The sequence below is a fragment of the Nocardia acididurans genome (genome assembly GCF_016741815.1).
GTDB lineage: Bacteria > Actinomycetota > Actinomycetes > Mycobacteriales > Mycobacteriaceae > Nocardia > Nocardia acididurans.
Window position 1 is genome coordinate 48,603 of the sequence record NZ_JAERRJ010000023.1, and the last position, 8,074, is coordinate 56,676.

The 8,074-nt window shown below is 63.3% G+C and carries 7 protein-coding genes; 4 read left to right on the forward strand and 3 right to left on the reverse strand.

Going from position 1 to position 8,074, the window contains the following annotated elements; genetic code table 11:
- The first annotated feature begins 206 nt into the window (after positions 1-206).
- The 3 genes from JK358_RS37270 (at position 207) to JK358_RS37280 (ending at position 1,800) form a co-directional block, all read left to right on the forward strand.
- Positions 207-641 (forward strand): HdeA/HdeB family chaperone, encoded by a 435-nt coding sequence (locus tag JK358_RS37270; protein ID WP_201958184.1) that lies wholly within the window; start codon positions 207-209, stop codon positions 639-641.
- A gap of 103 nt (positions 642-744) precedes the next feature.
- A complete protein-coding gene (locus JK358_RS37275) occupies positions 745-1,137 on the forward strand; it encodes a hypothetical protein (protein WP_201958186.1) in 393 nt (130 codons plus the stop codon).
- Between the two features lie 42 nt (positions 1,138-1,179).
- Positions 1,180-1,800, forward strand: a complete 621-nt coding sequence (locus JK358_RS37280) for a hypothetical protein (RefSeq protein WP_201958188.1) — start codon at positions 1,180-1,182, stop codon at positions 1,798-1,800.
- On the opposite strand, the gene JK358_RS37285 is transcribed toward JK358_RS37280, so the two are convergent.
- From JK358_RS37285 to JK358_RS37295, 3 genes are all read right to left on the reverse strand, one after another.
- The gene (locus JK358_RS37285; protein WP_201958191.1) at positions 1,797-2,474 is read right to left on the reverse strand and encodes a hypothetical protein; all 678 of its coding nucleotides are present in this window, start codon (positions 2,472-2,474) and stop codon (positions 1,797-1,799) included. The two genes, JK358_RS37280 and JK358_RS37285, sit on opposite strands and share 4 nt — an antisense overlap.
- 18 nt (positions 2,475-2,492) lie before the next feature.
- Positions 2,493-3,146 carry a LemA family protein gene (locus JK358_RS37290; protein WP_201958193.1) on the reverse strand — a complete coding sequence of 218 codons (654 nt, stop codon included), beginning with the start codon at positions 3,144-3,146 and terminating at the stop codon, positions 2,493-2,495.
- A 123-nt stretch (positions 3,147-3,269) separates the two neighbouring features.
- Complete coding sequence (locus JK358_RS37295; RefSeq protein WP_201958207.1) at positions 3,270-6,155, reverse strand: UPF0182 family protein; 2,886 nt, start codon at positions 6,153-6,155, stop codon at positions 3,270-3,272.
- A 564-nt stretch (positions 6,156-6,719) separates the two neighbouring features.
- Between JK358_RS37295 and JK358_RS37300 the strand changes: the two genes are divergently transcribed.
- The gene (locus JK358_RS37300) at positions 6,720-7,253 is read left to right on the forward strand and encodes a hypothetical protein (RefSeq protein WP_201958195.1); all 534 of its coding nucleotides are present in this window, start codon (positions 6,720-6,722) and stop codon (positions 7,251-7,253) included.
- Positions 7,254-8,074 lie beyond the last annotated feature (821 nt).

Sequence of the window (8,074 nt, forward strand, 5' to 3'; positions counted from 1 at the left end):
GATCGGCTGGGCGGGGGGTGCAACGGTCAGGTTCGAAGGAAGCACGGGAACTCCAATAGTCGTTCGTTTCAACGCAATCCATCGATCGCGTGCCGACCAGACTTCCCGGCTCCCCTGCCTGTAAGGATGCCGTAAAGATCTCTGGACTGCAAGTCGAATTAGGTGTAAAAGCCTGTCTGCGCCCGGGGTGGGCCGCCGCTCGCCGTATGATCGCCATGCGCGACCCGGGGGCGTGGCTTGGTAGTGTTCGCCGCATGAATCGTGGGGGTTTTCGTGTCGGTGTTCTCATTGCGGCCGCGGCAGTTGTCGCCGCGGGGCTGGCCGCATGTGGAAGCGACGTGGAGGGAACCGCGGAGGCTCCTTCCTCCTCCGCTGCTGGCCTGACGGTGCGGGCATCCACGACAACGCGGACGTCCGCGCCTGCCGGACCGTCAGCGGTTGCGCCCACCGGCGACCTCACCACAATGACCTGCACCGAGTTCCTGAAACTCGATGGATCGACACAGAAGTCGACATTGACGACGCTCGCTGATCAGCTCGGCTATGCGACCAAGGTCAATCCGAACAACTACCTGATCGTGCAATCACTGTGCAAGACAGACGAATCCAAGCTGGTCAAGGACTGGCTGGGTCGAGCTTGAACCGACGGTGGCAGGTATGGGGAGGGGGATGCGGTTCGGAACGACCCTACGACGAATCCAAGCGAAGGCTCGGGGCTGGTGGTTGTTCGCGATCGGTCCCACAATGCTGTTTCTCGTGCTCGCGTTGTCGTTCGATGTGCCGGACGCGTGGGCCGCGCTGAACGGTGATGGCCGGCCGGGTACCTGGACGATGACCGAGGACCACTGCCGACCGGGCCGCTGTGTCGTTCGAGGAGACTTCACGCCCGACGACGGCGGACCCGCCCGCTACAGCGTCAATCTGTCCGGGAGGAACTTCCAGCCCGAGCGAATCGGGTCTCGGTACCGGGCGATCGATGTCGGCGCCCGGGACGAGGTCTATGTTCCTGGTGGCGGTCGCGTGCGGTCGGCGATATGGATCGTGGCGATACTGCTGCCGCTGACCGTGCTGTGGGGCATCTGCGTTGTGCTCGCCCTACGGACATCACGCACGGCGGTTGTCGGTCCTGATCGCTAGCCTGAGCACCAACATTGGGCTCGCATTCATAGGCGGTGTGAGATGAAGGACAACTGGAGTTTCTTCGTTCCCTATATCGCGGTTGTGACTGCTGTGCAGTTCGGTATCACAGGCGTCGCGAAGTTCGTAGGAGCATTCCCCTACAAGAAGCTGGATCGCCTGGGAAAGTGCATCGAGTCGGCAGTGAGCTTGGCTACAGGTGCGCTGCTTGCCTTCCTGTTCTTCAGCGTCGCAGGGTCCGGAGGCCGGATTGCGGATTCTCCCCGCGGTGAACGGATTGCCACCGCATCCGGATTCCTGCAGGTGTACGCCGTATTGTTCGCGTTCTTCCTCATCTGGACGTCCGCGATCATTTTCGGTGGCATCGGCACACGCGCGTTCGTACTCGGGCTGACAGTGGTCGGAGTTCTTGTGAATCTTGGAGGCCTTCCCAGCCCCGAGGTCGTCGAAACGATGCGAACAGTGTTCGGTAGGGCAGTTGCCGGGGTGGTTGCCGTGACAATGGTGGTGATCGTTTGCGCGGAGATACTCCCTGCGCGTTTGAGATCCCCTGTGCTGGAACTGTGGCACCGCACAACATCGAACCTGGCTCTGCGTCGGGTCCGGTTCATTTCGTGGCTCGAACCGACCGAAACCGGATCGGGTGACAACAAGTCGGTCTAATACCGCCACACGAAATCCGGCACAAGGCCGATCACATCGTGCAGGTATTCGGCGTAGAACCACACTTCGTCCGGATTCAGGGTGCCCGCACGCACTGTAATCGCCCACTGGCCTTCGAACCGGAACCCGACGGTATCAGCGCGGGCGTCGGCCAGTAGCCACTCCATGGTCCGCGGGCTGAGCACGTCGTAGGCGAAACGCTCGCTGGCGGTGTCGATTCGGAAACGTTCGTTGAATTCCTGGCTCTCCAGCAGCAGGCCCTTGCGCCCCGGGCGCGAGAACAATCCGCCATGGTCCCGTCTGAGGTTCAGCCACGGACGTGGCGCCGGCATCGCCAGCGCGACGAACTGCCAGGGATGGACGACGGTCGATTTGTTGTTCTTGACGGTGTAACGGTATTCGCCGAAGATCATTGCTCGCCCTCGGTGGGTGCCACGAAAGACGTTGTGCCCGACCCGATTGCTTCCGATGCCGAACGGTGCATGCGCGGACAGGGCCGCGATACTGTTGTCGCCCGGCGTGTAGTGCAGGCCGTTGCGCTGGGCCCACTGGTGCATGCGCGCCATTTCCAGTCGGCGTGCCTTCTGCCGCAATCCGGCGTTCGCTACGCCCAGGACCACCGCGGCGACAACCACCAGAAGCGGGAGTGCCATGGACGCCAAGAAGAATTCCATGTCGTGATCGCGCCGACGTCAGTGCAGCGGAGGGAAAGACTGTGGAGGAGGGAAAGATTGGTCATGCTGGGGCGGATACGGCTGGCCGGTTCGATTCCAGGCGGCGCCGATCTGCGGTACCTGGAGGGCCTGTCGATCGGTGAGCTCGAAGTATTCGACCGGAATGAACGAAAACATGTCGGCGACAAAGCTGGAGGGCACGGTTTGCAGACGCGTATTGTATTGTCGCACATTGCCGTTGAAGAACCGTCGACCCGCGGCGATCCGATCCTCGGTCTCGACGAGCTGCCGCTGCAGGTGTAGGAAGTTATGATTGGACCGCAGCTGCGGGTAGTTTTCCGCCAGTCCGAACACGCTGTGCACCGCGCTGCTCAGCGCGGACTCCAGATGCCCCCGGTGACTGTGCCCTATGCCCGGCAACTGCCGCACCCGCATCGCCTCGGTTCGCGCGTTGACCACGGCCAACAGCGCCTGCTGCTCGAACCCCGCGGCGATGCGGACGGTTTCCACGAGATTCGGAATGAGGTCATGTCGCCGCTGCAACTCGACGTCGATCTGTCGCCACGATTCCTCGATCGTATGTCGTTGCCGGACAAAGCTGTTGTACGACGACAACACGGCCGCGAGCGCCAGCCCGACGAGGAGAACGAACACGATCAACGCAACTGCCATGCTCTCAGCTTTGCAGGAAGCCGATCGGCTCGCTATGCCGGATCAGCCTGGCGCACTGCCGCCGGCAGGTCGAATTCCGTGAAAGTGCTGGTGCCCAGATTGATTCACTGTGATCGAGCTTCCTCACCCTCCAGGACCCGTGAGCTCGTTGAGCTGCCGTTGCAGGCGTTCGAGGGCTGTGCGGATGGCCTCGATCTGTGCGTTGAGTTCTGCGATCTTGGCCGTGTCAACGGTGGTCGGGGATTCTGCGGGCGGCACGGAAGGCGGAGATGCAGGAGGCGGGGGTGTATCGGGCCCGCCTCCAGGTGCGGTGGCGAGCTTGCCGGTATCCGGCCCGAATACTTGCGTGAGTGCTTCAGCGAGGGTGGGGGCGTAGCCGACCCGGACACCGCCGGTGCCAGGCTCGCGGTAGCTGACAAGAACCCGGGCCAGCTGTGGGAAGGTCGACGCATTCGGGGTCGTGGAGATCCGTTCGGTGAACAGCGGTTCGACGTAGAGCACTCCGCCGGCGGCGATCGGCAGGGTGAGCAGATTGCCGTACTGGATTCGGTTCGAACGCTCGAGCAGGGTCCGCTCGGATGCCACTCTGGTATCGGAGATCATCGAGTTCTGGATCTGTTGCGGTCCCTGGGTGAGGGTGTCGGTCGGCAGGCGCAGCACACTGATCCTGCCGTAGTTCTCGGGATCCGAGTAGACGGAGACATAGGCGGACAAGAATTCCCGGTTGAACCCGACCATCGCGCTGGTCAGCCGGAACGACGGTTCGGCGGTGTCCGGATCGCCGAGCAGGACGTAGAACGGGGGCTGGTGTGGGTTCGTGTCGGTGGTGGGGTCGCTGGGCACCGACCAGAAAGCGTTGGTGGTGAAGAACTCTCGCGGTTCGTCGACCTGATAGATGGCGAGCATGTCGCGTTGGATCGTGAACAGATCCTCCGGGTAGCGGAAGTGGGCCCGCAGTTCCGTACTGATCGACTCTTCGGGCTCGACCGTGCCCGGAAAGACCTTCATCCACGTGGCCAGCAGCGGGTCGTGCTGATCGACCTGGTAGAGAGTGACCGTCCCGTCGTAGGCGTCCACAGTGGCCTTGATCGAGTTCCGGAGGTAGGAGATTTCGCGGGCCGGCCGCACCCGGCCATCACTGGGTGCGAGGGCCTCGAGCGAGCTGCGTTTGGCGTAGGGGTAGCCGTCGATGGCGGTGTACGCATCCACGATCCAGAGGATGCGGCCGTCGACGACCGCCGGGTAGGGGTTGTTGTCGGTGGTCAGCCATGGTGCGACGAGTTCGACGCGCTCGCGTGGATCCCGGTGGAAGAGGATCCTCGACTCCGGACCGATCGCTTTGGAGAAGATGATATTGCGTTCGCCGTACACGGTGGCGAAGGCCAGTCGGTTGAGCCAGCTGCCGATCGGGACGCCGCCAGCGCCGCTGTAAGTGTATTTGGTGGCGTCAGTGTCGTATTCGCGAGGCTCTGTGCCGCCCCCGACGATGGCGTAGTCCGGGTCGGCTTGGGCGATGACCTCACCGAAGTAGATGCGTGGCTGGTTCACTGGAATTGTCTGCTGCCCGGCGGCCTGGGAGGCGATGTCGCTGACCGCGTAGATCGGATACCCGCTGTTGCTGCTGGCAGCGTCGCCCGCGGTTTCGCGGACGGCGGCATTGACACGATTGGCGGGCGCGGCGACGAAGCCGTTGCCGTGCGTGTACACCGTGTGCCGGTTGACCCAGTGCCGCTGGTTGTCGCTCAGCGCGCCCGGCGTGAGCTCACGTACCGCGACCACGAAGTCACGCAGCTGTCCGTCGACGCGGTAGCGGTCGAGGTCCAAATTCGCTGGGAAGCTGTAGAAGTTCTTCAACTGCTGCTGCTGAGTGAAGGTTCGTGAGAGCACGCTCGGATCGAGCAGCCGGGCATTGGCAAGCGTGGTTGCGTCCGCCTCGACGTCGGGCGGCGGTGTGCTGCCGATCCCGGGGTAGGCGCGGTATTCGACCCGGTCGCCGTCGATCCCGTACGCCTGCCGAGTGGCGGCGATATTGCGTTCGATGTAGACGCGTTCCATGTCGGCGGCATTCGGGCGGACCGAGAACTGTTCGACGACCATCGGCCATACCGCGCCTACCAGAATCGACGACAGCAGCAGCAGTGTGGCGGCCATCGCCGGGATGCGCAGATCCCGGACCACGATGGCGGCGAAAACGGCTGCGGCGCAGAGGATAGCGATCGAGAAGAGGAACAGTCGTGCCGGCAGGACAGCATGGATATCGGTGTAACCGGCCCCGGAGAAGGTGGGCTCTTTGCTCCTGCTCGACATCAGCGAGTATCGGTCGAGCCAGTAGGCGAAAGCCTTCAGCGTGATGAAAACTCCGGCGATCACCGCGAGCTGGATTCGGGCTGCGCGGGTCAGGCCGTTTGCTTTTCGGGACGGACGCATACCTCCGAACAGATAGTTCGTGGCGAGACTGATAAGAAACGCGAGGATCGTGGCGAACAGTAGCCAGTTCACGACGAGCCGATAGAACGGAAGGTCGAAGACGAAGAAGCCGATATCGTGCCCGAACTCGGGATCGGACACACCGAACGACCCACCGTGGATGAACAGCAGCACTGTGGCCCAACTCGATCGTCCGATCAGACCGCAGACAACCCCCAGCGCGGCGGCGATGCCCAACCCGAACCGCAGCGGCCAGCGGATCGCCAGGGCGCGGTACGGCTCGAGCAAGTCTTCCTTCGTGCCAGTTAACAGGCGCGGACGGAATCGGAACGCGAACCACATTGTCGCGAAGACGATCCCACCGATGATCCCTGTGAGTATGAAGAACAGCGACAGTCGAGTCACCAGCAGCGTCGACCAGACCCCGCGATACCCGACTTCGACGAACCATAGCCAGCTTGTGTACGTGCCGACCAGGCGTGGAATGACCAGCAACGCCACGAGTGCCGCTGCGGCACCGATGAGCAAAGTCCGATAGCGGCGAGCCAATCGCCATGCACCAGGGCCGTCTCGGGGTTTCATCGCCCACTCTCCTGCGGCTGCAGCGGCGGTGCGCAACCGAATTGTGGCCGCTTGGTCTGATTCTACCGGGGCGTGACGATACGTTCCCCGAATTCGTTGCAAAGCATCATGAATTGACGTGGACATGCCAGGTGTGCCGACCAACGATGTTGTGGCCCGATCTCCGAGGTCGCTATGCGCGGGGGAAGTTCGGAATCCGCGGCGCGCATTCACCGCTCGTTGGTGTCGGAGTGCTCGCGTACCGTGCTGTGTCGTAACAGTTTTGGCCACTTGGGAGGGGCTATGGCATACGTGCCGGAGAAGGCGACCAGGACGCAGTGGGAAGCGATTCAACACGCGCTCGGGTTCAACCTTGCCGATGTTGCAGGGCTGGTGGGTCCTGCTCTGTCCGCCGCATGGCTCTGGACCGCTGGCGAGCCGTTGCAGCCTCGGGAAACGCCAGTGCGCTGGCTCGGCCGGATGACCGACAGCGTTGGTCTCAGCGACCGCTAGGCACAGGAGCTCGATGCGTGGCTTCATGCTCGACCGTCCCTGTTCTGGGTCCTCCTCGGCTTCGCTGTGCTGATGAGTGGTCGCACCCTCAGCCGAGGCGTCAGCGCGACAACGAATCTCATTCTGGCTGCGTTGTTGGCTGCGATCAGTATTCAGCCGGTCGGTGTGGTGGTCACTGCATTTCTCGGAGCTTCCCTATGCATGTGCGCAACGGCGATTCTCATCGACTGGATGAACACGAAGTTGTACACGGAGACTCTCTATACATTCCAGCCGAAGCGATCGTTAAAGTTGTGGATCACAGGACCTGTAGCCACTGTCAGCCTGGTTGTCTTCGCACCTGCGATCCTGCTTATGATCGCGGTTCGGCACTACCGCGTCCCCCTCGATCTCCCGAGCCAGCCCGGCGTCCTATACGGCTTGGAGGCGCAGCGGCTGTCCAACACATGCCTATCCGACGCGCCGGCTGACGCGGCGTTGTCCTTCCTCGCCAAGGGCATCCTTCTCAGCGCGGACGAGGAGAGCCGGTCCGCCGCGTTGAACAGCCTCGACAGGAGGCTCTCCACCGGTGCCGTGCGTCGTGCTGTCAAGTCGGGCTCCAAGTGAGGGGCGACCGTTGTGAGGCACGGCTGGTAGCTGGAGCTGCCGGACCGGGCCTTCATGGCCGGGCCTGGTTTGACCACCACGACCGTGGCCGTCCCCCTCGCCGAACAGATCCGCACCTGTCTGGCCAGTGCCGTCCCCGCCGCCGCGCTGGCTGCTGCCCTGTTCACAGGCGCTCCAGCCCACGAACACATGACCTGGCACAACGACGATCTCAGCGACGACGGTGCGATCCTCGCCTCCGACGCCTGGCCACTGCCGCCTCTACATCGTCCCGCCCCCTGCTGCGCGTGGCAGGCACCTACATCCAGCTCAACCGCCCCACCGCCGAGGACTGCTTCAACGGCGGCGCCGGAGTAGGGGTCGCACCCTGCAGATCTCCGCCGACACCTGCGGAATCCGGCTGCCCGCCCGCCATCCGTGGAGACACACTTGGCTGGCGACCGCCAAGATCCGATGTGCCTGCCCCCACCCCTCCAGCGCCGATCCCGACCTGTGTTACGCGCTGCTGCTCACCACGCTGGAGGTAAACCGGCTGACCAGGATCCCGGACTGACCGGCCGGGGTTAGGGGTAGTGGCCGCTCGTCACTGTCGGCCCGGGAAACACACGCGCTGGCAGGGTGTTGTCGATCGTGGCCGGTACCGGTTCGTCTGCGATGTCTGGTCTATGCGGCTACGACGAGGTCTCGGGGGCAGTGGCGCAAGCGGCCGGGATCCGGCGCTAACCGGGAGGTGTGAAGCGCTGAGCAGGGCGAAACACAGCTCAGTGGGTCCACTGGCACCACAGCGGCGGTTGGATCGATGCGTGAACTGGCGACTATTA

What these genes read in the sequence shown, in the direction of transcription:
- JK358_RS37270 (WP_201958184.1), top strand. Translation starts at nt 207, where the DNA reads ATGATCGCCATGCGCGACCCGGGGGCGTGGCTTGGTAGTGTTCGCCGC.
- JK358_RS37275 (WP_201958186.1), top strand. Translation starts at nt 745, where the DNA reads ATGCTGTTTCTCGTGCTCGCGTTGTCGTTCGATGTGCCGGACGCGTGG.
- JK358_RS37280 (WP_201958188.1), top strand. Translation starts at nt 1,180, where the DNA reads ATGAAGGACAACTGGAGTTTCTTCGTTCCCTATATCGCGGTTGTGACT.
- JK358_RS37285 (WP_201958191.1), bottom strand. Translation starts at nt 2,474, where the DNA reads ATGGAATTCTTCTTGGCGTCCATGGCACTCCCGCTTCTGGTGGTTGTC.
- JK358_RS37290 (WP_201958193.1), bottom strand. Translation starts at nt 3,146, where the DNA reads ATGGCAGTTGCGTTGATCGTGTTCGTTCTCCTCGTCGGGCTGGCGCTC.
- JK358_RS37295 (WP_201958207.1), bottom strand. Translation starts at nt 6,155, where the DNA reads ATGAAACCCCGAGACGGCCCTGGTGCATGGCGATTGGCTCGCCGCTAT.
- JK358_RS37300 (WP_201958195.1), top strand. Translation starts at nt 6,720, where the DNA reads ATGAGTGGTCGCACCCTCAGCCGAGGCGTCAGCGCGACAACGAATCTC.